A 22,039-nucleotide genomic window follows, 5' to 3' on the forward strand; every position below is an offset into this window, starting at 1 on the left:
GTGAATCAACCAACGGTCACTGCAGAACCCCATGGAAAAAACCTACCAGCCAGAAAACATCGAGCGCCAGTGGTACGAAAACTGGGAATCCAAAGGGTACTTCCGCCCCAGCGGTGAAGGCCAGTCCTACAGCATCGCGATCCCGCCGCCCAACGTAACCGGCAGCCTGCACATGGGCCACGCGTTCCAGCACACCATCATGGACACCCTCACCCGCTTCAAGCGCATGCAGGGCCGTAACGCACTGTGGACGGTTGGTACCGACCACGCCGGCATTGCCACCCAGATGGTGGTTGAGCGCAAACTCGCTGCGGAAGAGGACAAGACCCGCCACGATCTAGGCCGGGAAGAATTCATCAAGCGCATCTGGGACTGGAAAGAGCACTCCGGGGGCACCATCACCCGCCAGATCCGCCGCCTTGGCAATTCCGTGAACTGGGACAACGAACGCTTCACCATGGACGACGGCTTCTACAAAGCCGTTCAGGAAGTGTTTATCCGCCTGTACGACGAGGGACTTGTCTATCGCGGCAAGCGGTTGGTGAACTGGGACCCGAAACTGCACACCGCCATCTCCGATCTGGAAGTGGAAAACAAGGAAGAAAAAGGCTTTTTCTGGCACCTGCGTTACCCGCTGGCTGACGGCACGCAAACCCAGGATGGCAAGGATTACCTGATCGTAGCCACTACCCGGCCGGAAACCATGCTCGGTGACACGGCCGTGGCCGTGCATCCGGAAGACGAGCGTTATCAGCACCTGATTGGCAAGCACGTGATGCTGCCGCTGGTGAACCGCCGTATCCCCATCGTTGCCGACCATCACGCCGATCCGGAGAAAGGCTCCGGTTGCGTGAAGATCACCCCGGCCCACGACTTCAACGACTATGCCGTGGGCAAGCGCAACAACCTGCCGATGATTAACGTCATGACCCAGGACGCCAACATCCGGGACGTGGCCGAGGTGTTCAATGCCGACGGCACCGAAAACACCGAACTCGACGGCACCATGCCGGGCGCCTACGCTGGCCTGACCCGCGAAGCGGCGCGCAAGCAAATTGTTGCCGATATGGAGGCCGAGGGGCTGGTCGAGAATATCGAGGACCATGTGCTCAGCGTCCCCCGCGGTGACCGGTCGGGCCTGATTATCGAGCCCATGCTCACCGACCAGTGGTTTGCCGATGCCAAGACCCTGGCCAAGCCGGCCATTGAAGCGGTGGAAGACGGTCGTATCCAGTTCGTACCCAAGCAGTACGAGAATATGTACTTCGCCTGGATGCGCGATATCCAGGATTGGTGTATCTCGCGCCAGCTCTGGTGGGGCCACCGCATTCCGGCCTGGTACGACGCCGACGGCAATATCTACGTGGGCCGCAGCGAAGATGAAGTGCGCCAGAAGCACAACCTGGACGCCAATGTCGCCCTCGAGCAGGATGAAGACGTTCTTGATACGTGGTTCAGCTCTGCCCTGTGGACGTTCGGCACCCTGGGTTGGCCAGAGATCACCGAGCGCCTGAAAACCTTCCATCCGACCGACGTGCTGGTCACCGGCTTCGACATCATCTTCTTCTGGGTAGCCCGGATGATCATGATGACCATGCACTTTATGAAGAACGAAGACGGCACCCCCCAGGTACCCTTCCATACCGTCTATGTCACCGGCCTTATCCGTGATGAGCACGGCGACAAGATGTCCAAGTCCAAGGGTAACGTGATCGACCCGCTGGACATGATCGATGGCATCAGCCTGGATGACCTGCTGGAGAAACGAACCGGCAACCTGATGCAGCCCAAGCTGGCCGAGAAAATCGGCAAGCGCACCAAGAAGGAATTCCCGGAGGGCATCACCGCCCACGGCACCGATGCCCTGCGCTTCACCCTTGCCGCCATGGCAACGACCGGCCGCGACATCAACTGGGATATGAAGCGCCTGGAAGGCTACCGCAACTTCTGTAACAAGCTCTGGAACGCAGCCCGCTACGTGTTGATGAACACCGAAGGCGAAGACTGTGGCGTGAATGACGAGCCCGTGGAACTGTCTCTGGCAGACCGCTGGATCATCAGCGAGCTGCAGAGCTGCGAGCAGGACGTGATCCGTCACCTGGACCAGTACCGCTTCGATCTGGCGGCCTACGCGCTCTATGAGTTCATCTGGAACGAATACTGCGACTGGTATCTGGAGCTGTCCAAGCCTGTGCTCAGTGATGAAGACGCCAGTGCCGAAGCCAAACGTGGCACCCGTCGCACCCTGGTGCGCGTACTGGAATCCGTTCTGCGCCTGGCGCACCCGATGATGCCGTTTATCACCGAGGAAATCTGGCAGCGGATCGCGCCCCTGGCCGGCAAGACTGGCGACAGCATCATGCTGCAGGCCTACCCGCAACCGGATGCCACCAAGCAGGATTCAGCGGTTACCGCTGATATTGAATGGCTCAAGGGGGTGATCGTTGCCGTGCGGAACATCCGGGGCGAAATGAACATCTCGCCGGCGAAGAAGATCCCGGTATTGCTGCGTGGCAAAGACGCCGAGGATCAGCGCCGCATGAATGACAATCGCCAGTTCCTGAGTTCCCTGGCCAAGCTGGAGAGCCTGGACTGGTTTGAGGGTGACAAAGCCCCCATGTCTGCCACCCAACTGGTGGGAGACATGGAAGTACTGGTTCCCATGGCCGGCCTGATTGACAAGGAAGCCGAACTCAAGCGTCTGGACAAGGAGCTGGAACGCCTGCAGAAAGAGATCGGTCGCCTGGAGGGTAAACTGGGTAACGAGAAGTTCACGGCCAAGGCTCCGGCCGAGGTGGTCGAGAAGGAACAGGAAAAACTCCGGGACGCCCAAAGCAGCCAGGCCCGCCTGAGCCAGCAAAGGGCCGATATCGAGGCCATGTAACCGGCATGATCGGTATTCTCGGTGCAGGCTCTCTGGGAAGGCTCTGGGGCGCAATGCTACCCAACGGTTGCGTTGCCTTCGTCGCCAAACCGGGCGAGCCCACCGACTCAAGCGTCGATTACCGTTTCCGGCCCTTTGAGGGGCCGGAATCCTCCATACAGATTCCCTTCCTCACGACCGGCGACACGCCGGACCTGATGCTGGTGACAACCAAGGCCGGTGATACCCTGAGCGCTGTAGCAGGCGTGATCGACCAATTACCCGTTGATATCCCCATCCTGCTTTTCCAGAACGGACTGGGCAGCCAGCAAGCTGTCGCCGAGCGGTGGCCGGAGCGCCCGATCCTGGCCGCAACCACCACCGAGGGCGCAAATCGACCTGAACCGGGGCTTCTCGTCCATGCCGGTACCGGCGATACCTGGGTGGGTCCGCTGACGGAGCAGGCCAGATTCTCGGTGGACCGCGCGGTCGCCATGCTGGAAGACTCCGGCCTGGCCATCCATCGGGAGCCGGCCATCCTTCAGCGACTCTGGCAGAAACTGATCGTCAATGCGGGCATCAATCCCTACACCGCCATCCTGAACTGCCCCAATGGCGACATCCTGTCTGCAGGGCTATATCAGAACACCATCGACGAGCTTTGCCGGGAACTATCAGAGCTGATGAGCGCCGCCGCCCAGATCACGGAAACACCGGATTCCCTGCGCCAACGCATTGAACAGGTCGCTCAAAACACCGCGGGTAACACATCGTCCATGCGTGCCGATGTTCTCCGCAAACGCCAAACCGAGATAGACTTTATCAACGGGTATCTGGCAAAACTAGGAAAAGAACTCGGTATCGACACGCCGGTGAACCAAATGCTGACCGAACGGGTACAACAACTGTCGTCACATTAACAGGAGCAGACTGATGGGCAACCGCCTTTCCAAGATTTACACCCGTACCGGAGACGATGGCTCCACGGGCCTGGCCGATGGCAACCGGATTGCCAAGAATGCCCAGCGAGTTGAAGCCATGGGCACCGCTGATGAACTCAACTGCCATATCGGGTTGCTAATCGAAACCCTGGACAGCGACGACGAACTGGTGGAGAGCCTGCGCCGCATTCAGCACCATCTGTTTGACCTGGGGGGCGAATTTGCCATCCCCGGCAGCCGTGTGATTGGTGACGAACACATCGAATGGCTGGAGGGCACCCTGGACCGGCACAACGAAGGCCTGCCACCGCTGAAGAATTTTGTCCTGCCCGGAGGCAGTCCCGGCGCCGCCCAATGTCACCTTGCCCGGGCGGTCTGCCGTCGTGCAGAGCGGGTTGTCGTCGCCCTCGGCCATGAGGACTCTATCAACACCGCTTCCCGACACTACCTGAACCGTCTATCGGATCTGTTGTTTGTCATCGCCCGCGTACTGGCCCGGCGCGAGGGTGGCGAAGAGATTCTCTGGGAACAAAAAAAATCCGGCCTCTAAGGGCCGGATTTTTTATGCGCCTGATCGCGCGCAAAGGTCGCACCGATCAGACCTTGAAGGCTTCCACCAGACGCTGAAGCGACGCTGTCAGTTGCGACATTTCTCTGGAAGAACCCAGGGTTTCTTCAGCATTGGCGGCGGTTTTCTGGCCCAGCTCGCCAATCTGCTCAACGTTCGAGTTCACGTTTTTCGCGACGGCAGACTGCTCTTCGGCGGCCTGGGCGATCTGGTGACTCATATCCACGATCACGGAGATGCCCTTGGCGATTCTATCCAGGGCCTCTGTCACCTCTCCGGACTTCTGCACCGTTGCCTCGGTCACGTCCCGGCTGTTGGTCATGGCCGACACCGCGTCTTTGACGCCGCTCTGGAGCCGGGAAATCATGCCTTCGATTTCTTCCGTCGATTTGTGCGTGCGCTGTGACAGCGAGCGAACCTCATCGGCAACCACCGCGAAACCACGCCCCTGCTCCCCGGCCCGGGCCGCCTCGATCGCGGCGTTCAGGGCGAGCAGGTTGGTCTGCTCGGCGATGGCCTTGATCTCGACCAGCACCTGACTGATGTTGTCACTGTCCTTGCTGACCCGGTTGATCACTTCCACCGCGCCTGAGATTTCACCCGCCAGCTTGTTGATGGTTTCAACCGTGTCGGCCACCACGCCCCGGCCGGTTTCTGTGTCCTGTTCGGCATTGCTCGCGCTGTCCGCAACCCGGTGCGCGCTTTCGGTGACTTCATGAACCGCCTCAACCATCTGGTTCATGGCTTCATTGATCTGGCCGCTTTCTTCCATCTGACGCGCAACCGCTTCGCTATTGGCCGCAGCGGTGTCATTGACCCGGGTGGCCTGCTGGTCTACGTCCGCCGTCGTCCGGCTGACAGAGCGGATCAGCTCGGCAATCCGGTCGGTCATGTTATTGAATTCCGTCGTCAACTCGCCCAGCTCATCGCGGTTGCGCAAACTGATGTGCGTGGTCATGTCGCCGGCGGCAACGTTCCGTGCGGCTTCGCTGAAGCGGTTGATGGCGGTACGTACGGACATGAAGAAGCCGATGTAGAGATAGACAACCACAAGCAGCACGGCGATCAGGGCAACCACAATCAGGCGACGCTGGTTGATCTCACTCTCGAGCCGTGCGCGCAGGTTCGAGTCGACCACGCTGAAGGCAGCCGTCTTGACGTCGTCGTAGTGGGCCAACTGCCTGGACATCAGATCGTCGTATTCGGTCCAGGGCATTTCCAGACGCATTGGCGTTATCACGTTCAGATCCAGATGATCCCGAACCACCATCAAACTCTCGTCAACCCGTTGAATGGCGTTGCCCGCCTGATTGGCGAGGGCCGGCGATGCTTCAGAAGCAAGAGCCAAGGCCGGCGAAAGCAAGGAGGTGCGATTGGTCAACTGGTCATAGATTTCGTTCAGGGTTTCGCTCAGGGCGTAACCTACCTGCCCCTCGACCAGTGCGAAGATTCCGTAGGATTTTGCCCGACCGATCACGGTGCGTGCAGCCGGGAGAGAGTCCTGGACCAGGCCCAGAATCAACTGGTTTTCTCTTGAGGCCCCCTGCCCCAAACCAGAGATTTCAATGGTGGCCGAAAGCAGCGCCTGTGCCTTCTGGACGAATTCCTGATAATACTTGAACTGAGGATCGAAGCTGCCCTGATAATTGTCATCGGCCCGCAATGCTTCCCACTCCTGGCGAAGGCCTTCAACCTGATCGGCCCAGGAGCCAGTCGTATCGAACGAGCGCTCTTCTGCGGTCAGAGCCGCCAAAAGGCTATCAATCTCAGTGGCCGCTTCTTCGGAAACTGCGGTAATGGCACTCTCATCCTTGATGATCGCCGGTGAGCGATAGTCTCGATAATCCATCGCCGCATCCACCAGCCGATCCACTTGCTGGAGTTGCTCCAGCCCCTCGACACCCCGGGTCATGGTCTGAACCGAGCGATTCAGCTCGGAAATGGCAAGCCAGGACAGCCCGCCAATTGGTAAAAGGAACAGAATGCTGATGAGACTGAACTTGTAGACCATCGGCAGCCGGTTCATCAGGGCAATGGCAGGATTAATGAGTTGCTTCACAGGGACCCTCGTGCTGGCAAATAACCACTGAACGTTAATTCTTTTCTTCTATTGCCGCCTAAAGTCTTAAAAACTTAAGCTTTATTTGTTGTTAAACTGTAATGTTTTATAAAATCCGGGCTAAACGACGCCGGAAATAACCAGCAGGGCGACTATGCATATCCATACCAGCATGCTTCTGTTCAGCAGATCCCTTACCGCTCGCAGACTCCTTCCCCCAAACGCTGTCCACTCATCCGGGTGAATCCGGGAAAACCTCGCTGGATCCAGTGCATACCCGGTTAACGACCCGTTGGCCGAAATCATGAGTACCTCGCCCGCTTTTTTGGAGATTCCGGTCAGAGTCTGGCGAGTTTCACGCAGCCAGCCGGCCAGATCTCCGGCAATTCCGAACGTTAACGACAAAAGCCTGGCAGGAATCCAGCCGGCAAGGTCGGACATTTTTGCAAACCTGGGCCTGGCCGGCGCCTGCGGCCATTGCTCGGCGAGCGCTACCAGCCCACGCGCCAGGACCGCGAGACCGATACCGCCAACCACATACCAGAAAGCCACCAGAAAAAAGCGCTGGAACACCGAAACCATCAGTGCCTTGGACAGGGAGAGGTGCATGGCCTCGGGAGACACTGCGGCTCCCCGTTCATCGGCCGGAAGAAGGTCTTTCACATGATGCCAGGCCGACTGCATGTCTCCCCGGTGCCACGCCTCCGCATAGGCCCGCAGTACCTGTCGCCAGCCCGGCGTTCCCATAAGGACGACCAGCACCAGGAACTCCAGCGGGTAAGCCGCCATTCTCCAGCCAGAAGACACCAGCAGGTATTCCGCAAGCCCCAGTATCAGGGCCGGCAACAGGACCAGTGCCAGCCCGGTCGCTATCCCCGATTCATGGCCCGCCCTGACCCGGCTGCCGTAGCGGAACCAACGACGCCAGACCTCATCGCCAGACAGCATGTCCAGGGAATCCAGACGCCTGCGTACCATGTAGGCCAGAAGAAACACAACAAATACCATTCAGACGTTCCTCCCCGATCCTCGGACTATTTCCAGGGCTGACCGGAAATACCGCCAGTCAAAAGCCGGGCCGGGATCGCTCTTCCTGCCGGGCGCAATGTCGCAGTGCCCGGTAATCCGATTGGCCGTGATATCCGGCCAGGCCGTCATAATCAGGTCCGCCACTTTCGCCAGCATGCGATATTGCTCGGTGGTGTAAGGGGTGTCGTCGGTCCCTTCCAGCTCAATCCCGATGGAAAAATCATTGCATTCCTCCTGCCCTTCAAAACACGATCGGCCGGCATGCCAGGCCCGATCAAGCAGGCTGACAAACTGCACCAGCGCGCCATCGCGGCGAATCAGCAGGTGCGCAGACACCTGGACGCCCTCGATAGTCTTGAAGTAGGGGTGCGCAGAATGGTCGAGTTGGTTGCAGAAGAAGTCTTCTATTTCGCGGCCACCAAACTGGCCCGGAGGCAGGCTGATATTGTGGACGACCAGAAGAGAGATGCCCGCTCCATCCGGACGAGGCCCGAAATTCGGCGAAGGGGTCCAGCGGGCGAAGGAAATCCGCCCGGTTTCGCGAAGCGAATTTCCATCGATACCGGAGGCGGTAGGGCGTTCGGAAAAAACGTCTGAATCGGGCAAAGTAATTCCAAAAGTTTCAGAGCATTACAGCCTCTGATTGAATCACAAAGTTGCCACGGTTGCTACGAATCAGTCCTTGCGGCTGCTGCGCAGGTTGTCGATGATCGACTCCAGTGCCCGGTCGAAGATCAGACCATCATCCAGCATGCTGATTTTCCCGGATTCCATGTCGGCGGCCAGTTCCTGACGCAGATACTCTGCCACCTTCGCGCCACTGCGATTCACAAAGATATATTTGCCAGTAGCCTTGATAAAGGCCGCAAGCTTACAGCGCACCCGGGTTTCGTCGCGGGTAAGTTCAATCCAGGAACCCACACGCAGGCTTTCGGCCTTTGACAGCCACTCTGGAGATACTGAAGCAGTCTGCGTTTCAGCGTCCGCCTGGGAGGCAGCCTCGCTGACCACAGAAACAGGCACTTCAGGCTCGGCCGGCGCGGGCGTTGCTTTGACAGCGTCTTCGGCCGCCGGCTCAGGGGGCTCGACGGGCTGCTCAGCAGCGGGTTCCGGAACGAGCAGATCCTCTGGTTCCGAAGGTGATTCCGGCCTGGACGGAGCCGTCACCAATCGCTGGAAAACGTCCACATGGGCAAGTTCAAGGTCGCGAATGGCCGCATCGGTGGCAAACGGGTCCCAGGAAATATCCTGCAGTGCCTTGCGAAGGTCGTCCACAATGGCCGGTATTGCCCTTAGCAGATCTGACCTGGTGGTATCAGTGACCGGGCGCGGATCCACACTCCAGACCAACTGCTCGGTCAGGTTCCGGGCGTGCTGCCACCGGTCGCTTTCCTCGCCCTCCCGGAGGACAACCCATTGCAGGTACCGGGTCCAGGCTTCGCTCAGGAGGCCGGCAACCGGTTCGGGTACGTCCCGCTGCTCTGTCAGCTCCTTAACCAGGCCTTCCGCCGCCTGGGACGCCCGCTCCTGTCGAGCCCGCCCTTCTTCAGCATCCCGAAGACGTTGCTCGACGAGCTCACGACGTCGGCGATCGAGATCCATGAAGTGGCTGAAATCTTTCAACAACTCCTCAAACAGAGAGACGTTGGTAGTGAACTCTGTCAGAACCCGATCTACCACCGATTCGATTTTGTCCCGAAGCGGGTCTCTTTGCCCGGCCTTCTTCTCGGTCCAGCCAATGGCCGAAAGTGCCAGCTCGTTAAGCAGTTTTCGAACCGGGTGACCGCCCCGGTTGAAAAAGTTCTTGTCACTAAGCGCCACTTTCAGCACCGGAATCTGCAGGCGCCCGATCAATGCTTTCATCACCGGATGCAGTTGGCGATCTTCCAGAATAAAGTCGAACAGCATGGAAACCAGATTGATCACGTCACTGTCGACCTGCCCAACGCTCAGGCTATTGCCATCGCCGGAACGCAGGATGGGTTGAAGCTGCTCGTTCAGAGGTACAACGGTACCTTCACCCCATTGCCTGCTGCTCGACTGCGCTTCAGTCAAACGGGCCATGAGCCTGTCGGTATCAATGTAGCTTTCGCCGACCGGGGATCCGCCAGTGACAGCATTGGACTCACCGCGATGCAACAGCGCGCTGAGCTCCGAGAAAGTAGCCTGTGACTGAGACATACCCTGACCCTGGCTGGCAGAATCCGCCCGGCCGCTGGCACTGGTCGGCACTGAACTCTCTCCTGACCCACGCTGACCGGAGCGGGAGGGCACCTTGCCGGTGGGCGGTCGTTTCATGTCAGGCATTACGCCTTCACTGATCAAGGTGCGATTGGCTTCTTTGTAGAAATCACCGAGGGTATCGGCAAGCAGGCGATCAAACAGCTTCAGAACCACCAGCTTGGCCCGGATATCAATGTCGAGGTCTGCACAGGCCTCGGCAACACCGCCACAGATGATTTCAGGGCTCAGCGGCATTTGTGCGTCTTTCAGCTCGATGCCCGGCACCAGATGCCCGACCCGGACGGTAAGCAGACGGATCTGTTCGGTATAACGGTTCCGGAGTTTATTTATGAGATTGTCGACTGCCACCTGCTGCTCAAGCTGGGAATGGTCAACGAGGCTGAGAGAGTCCTCGTCAACTTCATCCAGGGACCTGGCACTTTGCTGGGGCTGGAACCTGCCGATTTCATTGAAAGCCTGGCTGACATACTGGAGGATCGAGACCACCATGGCCTTGCGACGAAGCCTGAGCTCCCGCATGGCATCAAAGTAGGCGGTCTGGTCGAGGTTGGAGCCGGCTCTGTCGGCGAGTTCAAACAGGGCATCATCGGCACGATCGAAAAAACTGGCAAGAACGGACTTGAGGGACTGACCCGATGCGTCACGCAGGCGCACAAGGGACGCAGGCAAAGAAAACCGGGCGGGCGGTTTCTGGCCTGAAAAGCTGACAACCTTGTTATCGTGCACCATCTCGCTGCTCCGCCTTGTATTACACAATTGCCTGTTTATTTCTCCACTTCACATGATACGAGCTGCCCACGTCAGGTTGTGTCAGAATTTGTCACCTTTTGTGTAGACCTGACGTGCATCACAGTTTAGCAGCCCTGCCCCAAGAGTTTGGCGATTCACCAGCGGCGCTTTAGAATTGGCAGCCTGAAACGCCGACAACCCACTGCACCGGACTTTTTGCCCTATGATTGCCCCTGAACTCCTCCGCCAGGCCAGAATTGAAAACGTTGCCCAGAGTCTGCGGGAGGACATCGGCGATGGCGACATCACGGCCAGACTGATACCCGCCGACAAACAGGCAACAGGGCGGGTAATTACGCGGGAAACCGCCATCGTCGCGGGCAGGGAGTGGGTGGACGAGGTTTTCCGACAGGTGGATCCGGCCGTTGAGCTCGACTGGCAGGTTGCCGATGGCGAGACCGTGTCGCCGGATCAGGTGCTGTTTACCATGCAGGGTTCGGCACGAAGCCTGCTAAGCTCCGAACGCGCGGCTCTGAACTGGCTCCAGTCCCTGTCTGGCGTTGCGACCGCCTGCGCAGGCTATGCCGCCCGGGTTGCACACACCGGTGTTCGACTGCTGGATACCCGTAAAACCCTGCCCGGTCTGCGCCTGGCCCAGAAATACGCTGTAACCTGTGGCGGCTGCTTCAATCACCGGATCGGGCTGTGGGATGCCTTCCTGATCAAGGAAAATCACATTGCCGCCTGCGGCTCCATTGCCCTGGCCATTGAAGCCGCCCACCGGATTGCACCGGGCAAACCGGTGGAGGTGGAAACCGAGAACCTTGACGAGCTGGAACAGGCCCTTCTAGCGGGTGCAGACATCATCATGCTGGATGAGTTCTCACTTGAAGACATGCGGACCGCGGTCGCTACCACGGGTGGCAAAGCAAAGCTGGAAGCATCCGGGGGAATCAATGCCGACACCTTGGTGCCGATCGCCGAAACCGGCGTGGACTTCATCTCGATTGGCGCGCTGACCAAGGATTTGAAGGCTGTCGACCTGTCAATGAGACTGGACTGATCACTCCCCGCTAAGCAGGCGGTCGATCACCTCCAGCTCCCGAACCAGCCTGCTACCGGACTCCGGTCGCCCCCGGAAATGCTCTTCGGCCATCGGCGCTATGCCGGAGGCCGAGGGCAACGGGTGGTCATTTTCGATAATGATCTTCATTCTTTCCACAAAAACAAATTGCAGCCACTGGGTAAATTCCAGCGTATCGATGCAAAAGGGCTGCGCACTCTGGAACGCCTCGTCCGGTGGCGGCTCTGACTCCCAGAGCCCCAGCTGCCGCAACTCCATCTCAATGTTCAGAAGGCAGTCCGCAACCTGCCCGACCGGGTTACCGGATTCGGTCATATCAGTCTCGCTTCAATCGTTAAGCGGCTCAAGCTCCACGGTTTCGCCATGCAGAACCCGGAACAGGTCCTCGTACTGGCGCGTCAGCGGGTGCTTGGGTGCCATGTGAATCAGGGGCTGCCGGCTCTGGTGGGACTCTTTCATCTTCACGGAACTCGAGAGACGCACAGGCAAAACCGGCAAGCCCTCCTCGGTAAGCTCCCTGACCAGCTGCTTGGGCAGGCTGGCCCGCGGCTGGAACTGGTTGGCAACAATCCCTTCGACAACAAGATCCTCGTTGTGGTCTTCCTGCAGATCACGAATCTCGTTGAGGATGTTGTACAGCGCCTGACGGGAAAAATCGTCACAGTCGAAGGGTATCAGGCAGCGCTGGGCTGCAATCAGGGCAGACCGGGTATAGAAATTGAGCGCCGGCGCGGTATCGATGTAGATCGCATCGAAGGATTCACCCAGTTTTTTCAGGGCTTCCCTCAGCTTGTATATCTTGTGCTTGGCCTCCAGCTTGCGCTCGAGAAAATCCAGCTCCGGGCTGGAGGGCATCACAAACAGGTTCTTGAACGGTGAGGCATGGACAAATTCGTCCGGACGGCGATTGAACACGGTAAAGGCCACCGTCTGCTCCAGCATATCCGCCACGGTGTCCTTGAGCTCGCTGGCAGGCTTGCCCAGCAGATAATGGGTGGAGTTTCCCTGCGGATCAAGATCCACGACCAGGGTTCGCTTTCCACGAGCGGCGCTGATAGCTGCGAGATTGCACGTGATACTGGACTTACCGACACCGCCTTTCTGGTTGAATACCACCCGTCTCATTTTGCCTCTCCCTTGATGAATCCGTTATCGATTTCTGCCCTGCGATGAACCCATTCCAACTCACCACCCCATCACTGTCTTCACAAACGGGATAGTAAGCCGTCGCTGTGCCTGAAGTGAATTTTCATCCAGTATATCCAGAATCCCCAGCAAATCACCGAGCCTTCGGGGCGCCCGACGCATTATATAGCTGGCCACATCATCCGCCATCACCAGGCCACGTTTCTCGGCACGGGCTCTGAGAATGGTCAGGCGATCCTCATCCCGGTAAATACCCAACTGGATGATCAGCCCGTGACTGAGTCTGGAGACCAGATCCGGCAATTCAAAAGGCAGACTGGCCGGCAAATCGGCCAGACTCACCACCAAAAGGCCGCCTCGATCGAGAATCCGGTTATAGAGATGAAAAATGGCCTCTTCCCAGAACCGCTGGCCTGCGATGCGGTCGACATCGTCAAGACAGACGATCTCATGAGTCTCAAGCCCCGACAAGGCATCGGGACCAAAAGGCTCTAGCTCTGCGATGCTGATACACACCGCTGCTCTGCCCTGCTTTTCGCCCAGGTGGCACACTGCCTGTAGAAGATGGCTCTTGCCGGTATCGGCATCACCGCACAGAACAACGACAGGCATATCATCAGGTTGCTGACAAACGCTTTCAAGACGCTGGGCTGCGCTCGTGTTCCGGTCGCCATGGAAATTGTCGAATCGGGCGTCGTCACGCAGCTTGACCCCGAGCACCAACTGGGATGCGGTCATGGCCGGGTAGCCCTCCAGGCCCGCAAGCCCCACACAAACAGGTAATGCCCCCCGCTGAACACAGTGGAAACAGCCACCAGGATAATGCCGGCATCCACCACCCAGGGCTGCATCGGCAGGTCCGCCAGAAGCACGATGATGGCCAGGGCTACAAGAATCTGGATAAACGTATTGATCTTGCCGGGAATGCTGGGCTCCATATCGTATCGACCAACCTTGTAGTGGTAGGCCAGAGCGCCGACCACAATCAGCAGGTCACGCCCCAACACCAGCAGAAACAGCCACACGGGCAGAACAGCAGTGAGAGTAAGCATCAGGTACGCGGTGATCAACAAGGCCTTGTCGGCGAGAGGATCTGCAATTGCACCAAGCCTGGAACGCCAATTGAAATGGCGGGCAAGGAAGCCGTCAACCGCGTCTGTGCCGGCGGCCAGAAAGAATATCAGCAACGCTCGGCGATAATCTCCGATCAGTAACGCTCCCGCGAAGGGAGCGATCAGAAGAATGCGCAGGAACGTCAGGGCATTGGGAATCCAGCGCCAGCGGTGCAAATTCAAAAGACTCCCTCCGGTTACACCTTATTCGCCGCCATCGCTCCCGATGACAGAAGACGGTTGCCAACGATAATACAGAACCTGGTACAGGGATTCGAACGCCTCCCTGGCATCTTCCTCATCGACGGGCACCGGCTGATAGGTAAACAGGGCAGTCTCTTCAGACGCCTCCGCAGAGGTTTGCTGATCCGGGCCAGCCGGCTGCGATTCCTTGCTCTCGGGCGCCTCTTGCGGGTTCGGCCCAGGCGAAGCCACCTGGCCCTCTGCTGTACGGGCGGTAACCGGAGGTTCTGCCGGAACGTCGGCCTCCATTGGAACGAAGCGCGGATCCAGGGCGATGTACTCCCGCAGCTGGTCCAGCTCACCGGAGAAAGCCACCCGCAGGGTCAGTTGTTCGTCCCGTACCCGATGGGCACCAACGCTAACCACGGGGGTCAGTCCTTCCAGCACCTTATTGGCGCCGGCATAGTCTTCAAGCGACGTAACGCCACGAAGCACAATGTCCACCTGGGGCGAATCGCCCACTTCCGATGCAGCAACCGCGTATCGGCTGGCGTATAGCTCCGCCCAGCGGTTTATCGTCGCCTCCGCCAGCGCTTCCGGGGTATCGGCGGTTACCGACTCTTCCCCGGCATTCATGGCCATACCATCGAAGACCCAGCCGGCACGCCATTGCCCGCCAGCACGGCTGACCCGCACCAAAGCGAGCACATCATGGTCCAGATTCCCGGATGCAGACTTCACCCGACCAATAAACTGCCCCCAGATATCCGAGAGCAATTCGCGGTCAGAGCTGAAATCTGACGGGGGCAGCGCCACGGGCAAGCCACGCTTTCTGGCCGCCTCATCGAACGCAGCCCTCCAGGCTCCTGCGTCTTCCTGACCAGAGCCGGCCCCGGGCCGTGTTACGAGTGTTCTCGATCCACGATCCTCGGCAGCAATCCAGGCCAGCGTGAGCGGTCTGTTGGCACCCCACACCGGCGCATCAATTGCAGCCAGCGCGCGATTCACGCCAACCGCTCCGAAGGACATGCTCAGAACACTCTGCCCGGACTCGCCACGGGCAACCTGATAGGAAAGCAGTAACGACTCGGCATCGGACAGCAGGGCTTCAACGCCCTCCATCGCCAGTACGTCTCGGGTACCGGAAACCCTTACCAGTACCTGGCTCAGCCCGTCTGCATATCCCTGGGCGAGTTGACCCGGCGAGGACCCTTCCACTGGCACCTTTGCCGAATAGAGACCGGAAACCGTCACGGCACTCGCCTGAGCGGAAAACCCAGACAGCAGAACGGTGAACAACGCAACTACCCACGTCCCGGATAAAGACCTGTGTGCCGGCTTTTGCCCTGATACTGACATGAAACACCCTGCAATTCGCATGAATGGCGCATAGGATACACCATGCCCCAAGGTGTGAGTAGCGGCCCCGGATTTCGGAAAAGCAATATACATTTGGAGCGCCACACCGCACCTGTTAAAATCCGCCGCCTGACCCACTGGCCAACGGTTAAGTACACCATGAGCGAACAGAAGCCCTCCCTGACCTACCGCGATGCTGGCGTTGATATTGATGCCGGCAATGAACTCGTCAGCCGAATCAAGGACACCGCCGCGCGCACCCGCCGCCCCGAGGTTCTTGGCGGTCTCGGCGGCTTCGGCGCCATGGTCTCCATCCCCGCCGGATATAACGAACCGGTTCTGGTTTCCGGCACCGACGGAGTGGGCACAAAGCTCAGACTGGCCATGCAACTGGACAAGCACGACAGCATCGGCATCGATCTGGTCGCCATGTGCGTGAACGATCTGGTTGTCGGCGGCGCTGAACCGCTTTTCTTCCTCGACTACTACGCGACCGGCAAGCTGAACGTAGACGTTGCCACACAGGTGGTTGCCGGGATCGGCGAGGGCTGCGAGCAGGCTGGCTGTGCGCTGGTCGGCGGCGAAACCGCTGAAATGCCGGGCATGTACGAAGGCGACGACTACGATCTGGCTGGCTTCTGCGTAGGCGTTGCCGAACGCAGCGAGATTATTGACGGCGGCCGCGTCCAGGCCGGAGACGTGCTGATTGCCCTGGGCTCTTCCGGCCCTCACTCCAACGGCTACTCCCTGATCCGGAAAATTCTGGAAGTCAGCAACGCTGACCTCGAGCAGCCAATGGGCGATACCACCCTGGCCAACGCCTTGATGGCACCGACTCGAATCTACGTAAAGAATCTTCTGCAGCTGATTCGCGAAGTCGACGTTCGTGCCCTCTCCCACATCACTGGTGGTGGCCTGCCGGAAAATATTCCCAGGGTGCTGCCGAACGGCACCATCGCTGCCATCGATACCAACAGCTGGTCATTGCCCCCGGTATTCCAGTGGCTCAAGGACAACGGCGGCGTTGCCAGTGAAGAGATGTACCGCACCTTTAACTGTGGTATCGGCATGATTGTCTGCGTGCCTGCCAACCAGAAGGAGCTGGCCCTGGATACCCTGAAAGCACTGGGCGAACATGCCTGGCAGGTAGGCCTGATCGAACGTGCCGATGACGAACAGGCAGATGCCTGCGTTCGCTATGCACCGGGGCTGCTGTCGGCATGAAGGCAGATCAGACCCCGTTACCGAAAATCCTGGTGCTCGCATCCGGAAGCGGCACCAACCTTCAGGCACTGATTGACGCCAGCCGGGAGCGGGATTTTCCCGGGCAGATCATTGCCGTTGGCTGCAACCAGCCCGGCGCGTTTGCCCTTGAGCGCGCGGCCCAGGCAAATATCGAGACCTTTGTGGTAAACCACAAGAATTTCGAATCCCGGGATGAGTTTGATGCCTCCCTGATGGCGGAAATCCTCCGATACAATCCGGATCTGATTGTCCTGGCAGGCTTCATGCGCATTCTGACCACGGATTTTGTTCGGGCATTCCGGGGTAAGATGCTGAACATTCACCCGTCCCTGTTGCCGAAGTACACCGGGCTGAATACTCACCGTCGTGCACTGGAAGCGGGCGATACCGTACATGGCGTTTCCATCCACTTCGTTACCGAAGAGCTGGATGGTGGCCCCGTGATTGCCCAAGCAGAAGTGGCGATTGTTTCCGATGACACGCCAGAAAGCCTCGCGGAGAAGGTGCAGGCCAAGGAACACATCCTCTACCCCATTGTTGTGCGCTGGTTCTGTGAGGGCCGGATTCAACTGGGTAGCGATTATGTGTTGTTCGACGGCGAACCCTTGAACGCTCCGATGCGCTTGCCGGACAACTGAGGCATCGCCTGAACGAATTGTCATCCCCGCATCCTGCCCGAGCAGCTACACTGTCGCCATTGATGACGGTAATTGTTCGGGTTTAACAAGATGCTTTCACGACGTCTCATCAGATTTGGTTGCGCCGCACTGCTGGCCTGTCTCGGCATTCTCGCCGGACCGGTCACACTGCATGCCGAGACCGAAGCGGACCTGACCCCCTTCGAGGCCAGCTATACCGCAGCCATGGAGAAGGGTCTCTCTCTCAATGGCACCGCAAAACGCACACTCTCCTCCCAGGGCAACGATGTCTGGCTGTACCGCACGGATGTCGACTCCTTCATTGTCAGCATCGATGAATCGCTGGTATTCCGCTGGGAGGACGGGCACGTCATACCCATGCGATACCGATACCGCTTATCCGGTTTCCTGATCAGCGACCGCAAGAACTCTATCGACTTCGACTGGTCCGCAGGCATGGCAACCGGCGAATACAAGGGAAAGCCCTTCGAACTGGCGCTGGAAGAAGGCCTGCTGGATCCGCTGGGCTACCAGCTTCAGCTGCACCAGGACATCAAGAATGGCAAGCGGGAAATGACCTATCGGGTGCTCGACGGTAATTCTATCGACACCGATCGCTTCGCGGTGATCAATGGCGAGAATATGAGCACCGGCAACAAACAGAGCGCCACCCTGAAGGCGGAGAAGGTTCGCGAGGATTCCAAGCGCCAGACGCTGATGTGGTTCTCGCCGGAGCAGAATTTCCTGCTAGTCCGCCTCAGGCAGGTTGAGCCGGACGGCAGCACCTACGAATTGAAACTCAAGGAAGCAGAGTTCGAGCGCTAGACCTCACGCCCGGCCTCGCGCCACACGGCCTTGACCTCATCGGCAATGATCCGGAGGCCCTCGGCAACCCGATCGTCGTCCTGGGAGTAGGTCACGCGCAGACACTCATGCCGGTGCCTCCAGCCATCTTCCGGTAATCCGGGAAAGAAATAGTGTCCGGAAACGACCAGAACCCCTCGGCTCTTCAACCGCTGATACAGCTCAAGGCTGCAGATCGGCAGATCCGGGAACCAGAGCCACAGGAACATGGCGCCCTCGGGCTTGTGCACATACCAGCGGCAGCTGTCCTCTCCCATGGCCTCCCGGAACGCGGATACCGCCCGTTCCATCTTCGCCTTGTAGAACGGGCAAACCACATCCCTGCTCAGGGACAATATTTCGCCGGAACGAACCAGAGGCTCGGCCAGCATGGCGCCAAAACTGCCCGTGGCCAGGTTCATAATGGCATTAATGCCTGACAACGCCTTGATCACCGGCTCGGCGGCAATCACGATTCCGGTCCGCGCTGCCGGCAAACCAAGCTTCGAGAGGCTCAGGCAGAGGATGATCTGGTCGTTCCAGGTGGGTGTTGCATCAACGAACAGCAAGCTCGGAAATGGTGTGCCATACGCGCCATCGACGATCAGTGGTATGTCGTGTTGGCGGGCGAGCTCTTCAAGCCGGGCAAGCTCTTCGTCAGTAACGACGTTACCGGTCGGATTGGTGGGACGTGACACACAGATAGCGCCGGTCTCACCGGTAACCTCTACGGCATCAAAATCCACCCGGTATTTGAACTCGTGGGCGTCGGTGAACGAGATGTCCGGCTGCACCGCATGGAACAGGCCCGGTTCAATGCCAGCGTCAGCGTAGCCGATGTACTCGGGCGCAAGCGGCAAAAGAATATGCTTGCGGTTACCGTCGCCGTAGTCTCCGCCAAACATGTTGAACAACATGAAGAAGGCCGCCTGGCTGCCGTTGGTCAGGGCGATATTCTCAGGTTTCAGGCCCCAGCCATATTCGCGGTTGAGCAGCTCGGCGAGCGAGGCGATAAACTGCTTTTCCCCCTGAGGCGGATCGTAGATGCCGACCAGACGGCGAACATCGCCCTCGTTACGACTCATATCCGCGAGAATTTCCTGTACTCTCTGCTGGATCTCGGGAATATGCCCGGGATTTCCCCCGCCCATCATGATCATGTCGTCGCCGGATGCCATGGCGTTACCCAGGTCATCCATGAGGGACGTGATACCGGCATCGGCGGTGAACTTGCGACCAAAAGCAGAGAGTTTCATGGGATAAAATCCATCTGACCTATTCTGAATACAGCGGGTAATACCGAAAGTGTAGCTTGCTCGCTCCCCAACGTTTATTCGGTGAGCGAAATGCCAAGGTTACTGACGCCCTCGTTGGCTGCATCCTCCCGGAGACGGGCCACGAACTGATCGGTTGGCGTGCGTTGGCGCTTCAGCTCCAGGATCAGGTCCCGCTGGAAGGTTTTGTCTTCTTTCATCAACGGGTGATGATCAAGCAGACGGACGAGCTCGCCTTCCTCGAGGTCTTCCCCTTCGGACAGCTCAATAAAGTTCATCACGGTTCCGGTCGCCATCTGTGACGCATCGGTAGCGCGGTGTTTGGAGGGGTTCAGGCGGTTCAGCAGAGCCTGCTCCAGTAGCTGACAGAAGTCGAAGGCCGGGTAAACACCGTAGGCGTCGTAGGCGTCCACGTCCGGCGACAGGGTTTCCAGTTTGGCGAGCAACTGCGGGATCGCCGATTCGGAGACGTCTTTTTGGAGCAAGTCCCAGCCAAGATCGAGAAGCTGGCGCATTTTGGCACCGGTCTTCAGGCCCATGGCATCGGCAAACAGGGCGTAGTTCGGGAATGAGCGCTCAGCCAGAGCGAGCAGGAAGGCGCATTCGCGCCATCCCTGCAGTTGTGAAACGGCTTTCAGGAACTGGTTGGCGTTCATGTCCTGGGCAGGGTCACGCCGGTCTGGCCAAGATATTTGCCACCCCGGTCTTTGTAGCTGGTTTCACAGATCTCGTCGGATTCAAAGAAGAGCATCTGGGCGACGCCTTCGTTGGCGTAGATCTTCGCCGGCAGGTTGGTGGTGTTAGAGAATTCCAGCGTAACCTGGCCTTCCCATTCTGGCTCCAGCGGGGTGACGTTGACGATGATGCCGCAACGCGCATAGGTGGACTTGCCCAGGCAGATGGTCAGGACGCTTCGTGGAATGCGGAAGTATTCAACGGTGCGGGCCAGTGCAAAGGAGTTCGGCGGAATGATGCAGACGTCGCCGGTGTAGTTGACGAAGCTGTTTTCGTCGAAGTTCTTCGGGTCCACGGTGGCGGAGTGGACGTTGGTGAAGATTTTGAATTCGTTGCTGCAGCGTACGTCGTAGCCGTAGCTGGAGGTGCCGTAGGAGATCACGCGGCCTTTTTCGGTTTCACGAACCTGTCCGCTTTCGAACGGTTCGATCATGCCGTGTTGTTCGGACATCCGGCGAATCCACTTGTCGGATTTGATGCTCATTGGCGAAGTCTCGTATCCACTGGGAAAATTGGGGCGTAGTTTACCTTTTCCCTTGGGGTCTGTCGAAGGCTGTCGAGTCTTTACTTCTGGGGCTGCGGCTGCGTGTTCGGACCTCAGAATTGGCGGGCTGCGCTCATAGGAGCAGCCTTCCAAAAACCGCTACGAGCACATCCATGTGCGCTTGGCGAAGGCCATCCATGGCCTTCGACATTTTTGGAAGGCTGCCCCTAAGACCGCGAACTAACTTCGGAGTGAAACGCCGCAAACCTTGAGACGTTGTCAGTGCTCCGTGACTGAAACGCTTGAGATCGAACCGGAAAGGTTCCGCTCCCGAGTGGACAGTTCAGCCCCTACCCTTCTGGCGATGTCGCGATAACGGCGAGCCACTTCGGAGTCCGGTTCGGCGATCACTGAGGGGCTGCCGCCGTCGGTCTGTTCGCGGATGGTCATGTGCAGGGGCAGTTGGCCCAGGAGTGTTGTGTCGTATTCCTGGGCGATGCGTTCACCGCCGCCGTGGCCGAAGAGGGGTTCTTCGTGGCCGCAATTGCTGCAGATGTGGACGCTCATGTTTTCGACCACGCCAAGCACCGGGATGTCGACTTTGCGGAACATTTCGATGCCTTTCTTGCCGTCCAGGAGGGCGATGTCCTGGGGCGTGGTGACGATGACGGCGCCGGTTACAGGGACTTTCTGAGCCAGGGTGAGCTGGATGTCGCCGGTGCCAGGGGGCATGTCGACGATGAGGTAGTCGAGTTCGTCCCAGAGGGTCTGCTGGAGCAGTTGCATCACGGCGCCGCTGACCATGGGGCCGCGCCAGACCATTGGGGTTTTCTCGGTAACGACAAAAGCCATGGAATTGGCCTGGAGGCCATGGGCGTCCATGGGGACGAAGTATTTGTTTTCGCGGGTGTCCGGGCGTTTGCCTTCGGGCACGCCGAGCATCATGCCGATGCTGGGGCCGTAGATGTCGGCGTCGAGGATGCCAACCCGTGCGCCTTCGGCCTGGAGCGCCAAAGCCAGGTTGACGGCGGTGGTGGATTTGCCGACGCCACCCTTGCCCGACGCGACAGCGATGATGTTTTTCACGCCGGGTACTGAGGGCAGGTCTTTCTGGACTTTGTAGGAGTGGATTTTCTGGCCCACGTGGACGTCCACATTTTCGACACCGTCGACGTCTTCCAGAGCATTACCGACAAGCTGCTTGAGGGCACCTGCAATGCCTTTCGAGGGGTATGGCAGCTCGACCATAAGGGTGACGTTTCCGCGCTCGTCGGCGTTCAGGGATTTTACGGCACCCAGTTGGAAGAGGTCCTTGTTGAGGTAAGGATCACGGTACTCGCGAACCGCTGATTGCAGGGCCTGCTCAGAAATCTGTGTCATCGGGTTCTCCGGAATAAGCTCATGCTCGATTGTAAGCACGGAAACAGGTGATTCGGGTGAAAATTATCTGCTCGGAAGGTATCATCTGTGCCCGTTTCTGACCATATGGGGTCTTTAACTGGG

The 22,039-nt window shown here is 58.6% G+C and carries 20 protein-coding genes; 7 read left to right on the forward strand and 13 right to left on the reverse strand.

The window, feature by feature from the left end; genetic code table 11:
- Positions 1–31 precede the first annotated feature (31 nt).
- Genes AC13E3_RS15555 through AC13E3_RS15565 form a run of 3 tightly spaced genes read left to right on the forward strand, consistent with a single transcriptional unit; the run spans position 32 to position 4,354 of the window.
- A complete protein-coding gene (locus tag AC13E3_RS15555) occupies positions 32–2,884 on the forward strand; it encodes a valine--tRNA ligase (protein ID WP_482902203.1) in 2,853 nt (950 codons plus the stop codon).
- Positions 2,885–2,889: 5 nt separating this feature from the next.
- Positions 2,890–3,783 carry a ketopantoate reductase family protein gene (locus tag AC13E3_RS15560; protein ID WP_053114922.1) on the forward strand — a complete coding sequence of 298 codons (894 nt, stop codon included), beginning with the start codon at positions 2,890–2,892 and terminating at the stop codon, positions 3,781–3,783.
- A 13-nt stretch (positions 3,784–3,796) separates the two neighbouring features.
- Positions 3,797–4,354 carry a cob(I)yrinic acid a,c-diamide adenosyltransferase gene (locus AC13E3_RS15565; RefSeq protein WP_014576743.1) on the forward strand — a complete coding sequence of 186 codons (558 nt, stop codon included), beginning with the start codon at positions 3,797–3,799 and terminating at the stop codon, positions 4,352–4,354.
- A gap of 46 nt (positions 4,355–4,400) precedes the next feature.
- Here the strand turns inward: AC13E3_RS15565 and AC13E3_RS15570 are convergent, their stop codons facing one another.
- From AC13E3_RS15570 to AC13E3_RS15585, 4 genes are all read right to left on the reverse strand, one after another.
- The gene (locus tag AC13E3_RS15570; RefSeq protein WP_405419130.1) at positions 4,401–6,431 is read right to left on the reverse strand and encodes a methyl-accepting chemotaxis protein; all 2,031 of its coding nucleotides are present in this window, start codon (positions 6,429–6,431) and stop codon (positions 4,401–4,403) included.
- A gap of 120 nt (positions 6,432–6,551) precedes the next feature.
- Positions 6,552–7,439, reverse strand: a complete 888-nt coding sequence (locus tag AC13E3_RS15575; protein ID WP_482902204.1) for a histidine kinase — start codon at positions 7,437–7,439, stop codon at positions 6,552–6,554.
- Positions 7,440–8,021 carry a 1,6-anhydro-N-acetylmuramyl-L-alanine amidase AmpD gene (gene ampD / locus AC13E3_RS15580; protein ID WP_228732831.1) on the reverse strand — a complete coding sequence of 194 codons (582 nt, stop codon included), beginning with the start codon at positions 8,019–8,021 and terminating at the stop codon, positions 7,440–7,442.
- Positions 8,022–8,135: 114 nt separating this feature from the next.
- Positions 8,136–10,433, reverse strand: coding sequence for a DUF1631 domain-containing protein (locus tag AC13E3_RS15585; protein WP_405419127.1), 2,298 nt, complete (start codon positions 10,431–10,433; stop codon positions 8,136–8,138).
- A 223-nt stretch (positions 10,434–10,656) separates the two neighbouring features.
- On the opposite strand from AC13E3_RS15585, the gene nadC reads away from it, so the two are divergent.
- Positions 10,657–11,496: a carboxylating nicotinate-nucleotide diphosphorylase gene (nadC, locus tag AC13E3_RS15590; protein ID WP_219119829.1), complete on the forward strand. Its 840-nt coding sequence runs from the start codon at positions 10,657–10,659 to the stop codon at positions 11,494–11,496.
- Here the strand turns inward: nadC and AC13E3_RS15595 are convergent, their stop codons facing one another.
- Genes AC13E3_RS15595 through AC13E3_RS15615 form a run of 5 tightly spaced genes read right to left on the reverse strand, consistent with a single transcriptional unit; the run spans position 11,497 to position 15,257 of the window.
- The gene (locus tag AC13E3_RS15595; RefSeq protein ID WP_008172829.1) at positions 11,497–11,832 is read right to left on the reverse strand and encodes a YqcC family protein; all 336 of its coding nucleotides are present in this window, start codon (positions 11,830–11,832) and stop codon (positions 11,497–11,499) included.
- A 12-nt stretch (positions 11,833–11,844) separates the two neighbouring features.
- The gene (locus AC13E3_RS15600; RefSeq protein WP_008172831.1) at positions 11,845–12,642 is read right to left on the reverse strand and encodes a ParA family protein; all 798 of its coding nucleotides are present in this window, start codon (positions 12,640–12,642) and stop codon (positions 11,845–11,847) included.
- Positions 12,643–12,702: 60 nt separating this feature from the next.
- Positions 12,703–13,401: a DnaA regulatory inactivator Hda gene (gene hda / locus AC13E3_RS15605; RefSeq protein WP_482902205.1), complete on the reverse strand. Its 699-nt coding sequence runs from the start codon at positions 13,399–13,401 to the stop codon at positions 12,703–12,705.
- Positions 13,398–13,958, reverse strand: coding sequence for a CDP-alcohol phosphatidyltransferase family protein (locus AC13E3_RS15610; protein WP_169702144.1), 561 nt, complete (start codon positions 13,956–13,958; stop codon positions 13,398–13,400). Before AC13E3_RS15610 ends, hda begins: the two co-directional genes overlap by 4 nt.
- 21 nt (positions 13,959–13,979) lie before the next feature.
- Entirely contained in the window at positions 13,980–15,257 is a 1,278-nt protein-coding gene (locus AC13E3_RS15615) for a DUF2066 domain-containing protein (RefSeq protein WP_082814033.1), read from the reverse strand.
- Positions 15,258–15,476: 219 nt separating this feature from the next.
- Between AC13E3_RS15615 and purM the strand changes: the two genes are divergently transcribed.
- The 3 genes from purM to AC13E3_RS15630 all read left to right on the forward strand — a co-directional run bounded on the left by purM (position 15,477) and on the right by AC13E3_RS15630 (position 18,025).
- Positions 15,477–16,541 carry a phosphoribosylformylglycinamidine cyclo-ligase gene (purM, locus tag AC13E3_RS15620; protein ID WP_039881976.1) on the forward strand — a complete coding sequence of 355 codons (1,065 nt, stop codon included), beginning with the start codon at positions 15,477–15,479 and terminating at the stop codon, positions 16,539–16,541.
- On the forward strand, positions 16,538–17,200 hold the full coding sequence (gene purN / locus AC13E3_RS15625; protein WP_014576731.1) for a phosphoribosylglycinamide formyltransferase: 663 nt from the start codon (positions 16,538–16,540) through the stop codon (positions 17,198–17,200). The genes purM and purN overlap by 4 nt, the downstream gene beginning before the upstream one ends.
- Positions 17,201–17,290: 90 nt before the next feature.
- Positions 17,291–18,025, forward strand: a complete 735-nt coding sequence (locus AC13E3_RS15630) for a DUF3108 domain-containing protein (RefSeq protein WP_041645147.1) — start codon at positions 17,291–17,293, stop codon at positions 18,023–18,025.
- On the opposite strand, the gene AC13E3_RS15635 is transcribed toward AC13E3_RS15630, so the two are convergent.
- The 4 genes from AC13E3_RS15635 to apbC form a co-directional block, all read right to left on the reverse strand.
- A complete protein-coding gene (locus AC13E3_RS15635; RefSeq protein ID WP_053114916.1) occupies positions 18,022–19,299 on the reverse strand; it encodes a valine--pyruvate transaminase in 1,278 nt (425 codons plus the stop codon). The genes AC13E3_RS15630 and AC13E3_RS15635 overlap by 4 nt on opposite strands.
- A gap of 74 nt (positions 19,300–19,373) precedes the next feature.
- A complete protein-coding gene (locus AC13E3_RS15640; RefSeq protein WP_273071032.1) occupies positions 19,374–19,973 on the reverse strand; it encodes a YjaG family protein in 600 nt (199 codons plus the stop codon).
- Positions 19,970–20,536: a dCTP deaminase gene (gene dcd / locus AC13E3_RS15645; protein ID WP_008172848.1), complete on the reverse strand. Its 567-nt coding sequence runs from the start codon at positions 20,534–20,536 to the stop codon at positions 19,970–19,972. Before dcd ends, AC13E3_RS15640 begins: the two co-directional genes overlap by 4 nt.
- A gap of 279 nt (positions 20,537–20,815) precedes the next feature.
- The gene (gene apbC / locus AC13E3_RS15650; protein ID WP_482902206.1) at positions 20,816–21,916 is read right to left on the reverse strand and encodes an iron-sulfur cluster carrier protein ApbC; all 1,101 of its coding nucleotides are present in this window, start codon (positions 21,914–21,916) and stop codon (positions 20,816–20,818) included.
- Positions 21,917–22,039 lie beyond the last annotated feature (123 nt).

It is taken from the genome of Marinobacter sp. L-80, assembly GCF_056859395.1.

What these genes read in the sequence shown, in the direction of transcription:
- apbC (WP_482902206.1), bottom strand. Translation starts at nt 21,916, where the DNA reads ATGACACAGATTTCTGAGCAGGCCCTGCAATCAGCGGTTCGCGAGTAC.
- AC13E3_RS15630 (WP_041645147.1), top strand. Translation starts at nt 17,291, where the DNA reads ATGCTTTCACGACGTCTCATCAGATTTGGTTGCGCCGCACTGCTGGCC.
- AC13E3_RS15640 (WP_273071032.1), bottom strand. Translation starts at nt 19,973, where the DNA reads ATGAACGCCAACCAGTTCCTGAAAGCCGTTTCACAACTGCAGGGATGG.
- purN (WP_014576731.1), top strand. Translation starts at nt 16,538, where the DNA reads ATGAAGGCAGATCAGACCCCGTTACCGAAAATCCTGGTGCTCGCATCC.
- dcd (WP_008172848.1), bottom strand. Translation starts at nt 20,536, where the DNA reads ATGAGCATCAAATCCGACAAGTGGATTCGCCGGATGTCCGAACAACAC.
- hda (WP_482902205.1), bottom strand. Translation starts at nt 13,401, where the DNA reads ATGACCGCATCCCAGTTGGTGCTCGGGGTCAAGCTGCGTGACGACGCC.
- AC13E3_RS15585 (WP_405419127.1), bottom strand. Translation starts at nt 10,433, where the DNA reads ATGGTGCACGATAACAAGGTTGTCAGCTTTTCAGGCCAGAAACCGCCC.
- AC13E3_RS15565 (WP_014576743.1), top strand. Translation starts at nt 3,797, where the DNA reads ATGGGCAACCGCCTTTCCAAGATTTACACCCGTACCGGAGACGATGGC.
- AC13E3_RS15555 (WP_482902203.1), top strand. Translation starts at nt 32, where the DNA reads ATGGAAAAAACCTACCAGCCAGAAAACATCGAGCGCCAGTGGTACGAA.
- purM (WP_039881976.1), top strand. Translation starts at nt 15,477, where the DNA reads ATGAGCGAACAGAAGCCCTCCCTGACCTACCGCGATGCTGGCGTTGAT.
- AC13E3_RS15600 (WP_008172831.1), bottom strand. Translation starts at nt 12,642, where the DNA reads ATGAGACGGGTGGTATTCAACCAGAAAGGCGGTGTCGGTAAGTCCAGT.
- AC13E3_RS15560 (WP_053114922.1), top strand. Translation starts at nt 2,890, where the DNA reads ATGATCGGTATTCTCGGTGCAGGCTCTCTGGGAAGGCTCTGGGGCGCA.
- nadC (WP_219119829.1), top strand. Translation starts at nt 10,657, where the DNA reads ATGATTGCCCCTGAACTCCTCCGCCAGGCCAGAATTGAAAACGTTGCC.
- AC13E3_RS15635 (WP_053114916.1), bottom strand. Translation starts at nt 19,299, where the DNA reads ATGAAACTCTCTGCTTTTGGTCGCAAGTTCACCGCCGATGCCGGTATC.
- AC13E3_RS15595 (WP_008172829.1), bottom strand. Translation starts at nt 11,832, where the DNA reads ATGACCGAATCCGGTAACCCGGTCGGGCAGGTTGCGGACTGCCTTCTG.
- AC13E3_RS15575 (WP_482902204.1), bottom strand. Translation starts at nt 7,439, where the DNA reads ATGGTATTTGTTGTGTTTCTTCTGGCCTACATGGTACGCAGGCGTCTG.